This is a genomic window from Nocardioides insulae DSM 17944 (genome assembly GCF_000422825.1).
Classification (GTDB): Bacteria; Actinomycetota; Actinomycetes; order Propionibacteriales; family Nocardioidaceae; genus Nocardioides; species Nocardioides insulae.
Genome location: NZ_AUGU01000006.1, coordinates 1 through 1,438, shown reverse-complemented (window position 1 = coordinate 1,438; position 1,438 = coordinate 1). Strand labels below are relative to the sequence as shown.

At 55.7% G+C, this 1,438-nt stretch carries 1 rRNA gene; it reads right to left on the bottom strand.

The features are described 5' to 3' along the window. Nucleotides 1-1,225: ribosomal RNA gene (locus G515_RS0100635) — 16S ribosomal RNA — on the bottom strand; the annotation flags it as partial. Nucleotides 1,226-1,438: the final 213 nt, after the last annotated feature.

Here is a 1,438-nt window from a genome sequence, read left to right as displayed (position 1 = left end):
GGCCATTGTAGCATGCGTGAAGCCCTGGACATAAGGGGCATGATGACTTGACGTCATCCCCACCTTCCTCCGAGTTGACCCCGGCAGTCTCCTATGAGTCCCCAGCACCGGCGAACCGGCCTGCTGGCAACATAGAACGAGGGTTGCGCTCGTTGCGGGACTTAACCCAACATCTCACGACACGAGCTGACGACAGCCATGCACCACCTGTACACCAGCCAAAAAGGCCACCACATCTCTGCGATGTTCCGGTGTATGTCAAACCCAGGTAAGGTTCTTCGCGTTGCATCGAATTAATCCGCATGCTCCGCCGCTTGTGCGGGCCCCCGTCAATTCCTTTGAGTTTTAGCCTTGCGGCCGTACTCCCCAGGCGGGGCGCTTAATGCGTTAGCTGCGGCACGGAACCCGTGGAATGGATCCCACACCTAGCGCCCAACGTTTACGGTGTGGACTACCAGGGTATCTAATCCTGTTCGCTCCCCACACTTTCGCTCCTCAGCGTCAGGACATGCCCAGAGAACCGCCTTCGCCACCGGTGTTCCTCCTGATATCTGCGCATTTCACCGCTACACCAGGAATTCCGTTCTCCCCTGCATGCCTCTAGTCTGCCCGTATCGAAAGCAAGCACCCAGTTAAGCTGGATGTTTTCACTCCCGACGCGACAAACCGCCTACGAGCCCTTTACGCCCAATAATTCCGGACAACGCTCGGACCCTACGTATTACCGCGGCTGCTGGCACGTAGTTGGCCGGTCCTTCTTATCCCAGTACCGTCACTTGCGCTTCGTCCTGGGCGAAAGAGGTTTACAACCCGAAGGCCGTCATCCCTCACGCGGCGTTGCTGGATCAGGCTTCCGCCCATTGTCCAATATTCCCCACTGCTGCCTCCCGTAGGAGTCTGGGCCGTGTCTCAGTCCCAGTGTGGCCGGTCACCCTCTCAGGCCGGCTACCCGTCGAAGCCACGGTAGGCCATTACCCCACCGTCAAGCTGATAGGCCGCGAGCACATCCTGTGCCGAAAAACTTTCCACACACACCCATGCGAGCATGCGTCATATCCGGTATTAATTTCGGTTTCCCGAAGCTATCCCGAAGCACAGGGCAGATTACTCACGTGTTACTCACCCGTTCGCCGCTCGAGTACCCCGAAGGGCCTTTCCGCTCGACTTGCATGTGTTAAGCACGCCGCCAGCGTTCGTCCTGAGCCAGGATCAAACTCTCCGTTGAAAAACAACACCCACCAACCAAAAGGCCAGCGAGAAAAAGAGATGCCTGACAAAGAGACACTGACAAAAAAGATCAAACCAAAGTCTGATCAGCCAGAATCATTGTCAAAGAAATCCACCAACCACAACCAACCAAAGTCAGCCATAGTTGACGGGGCATAACAAACTAATTCGTCGACTATTTGACACACTGTTGAGTTCTCAAAGATCAACC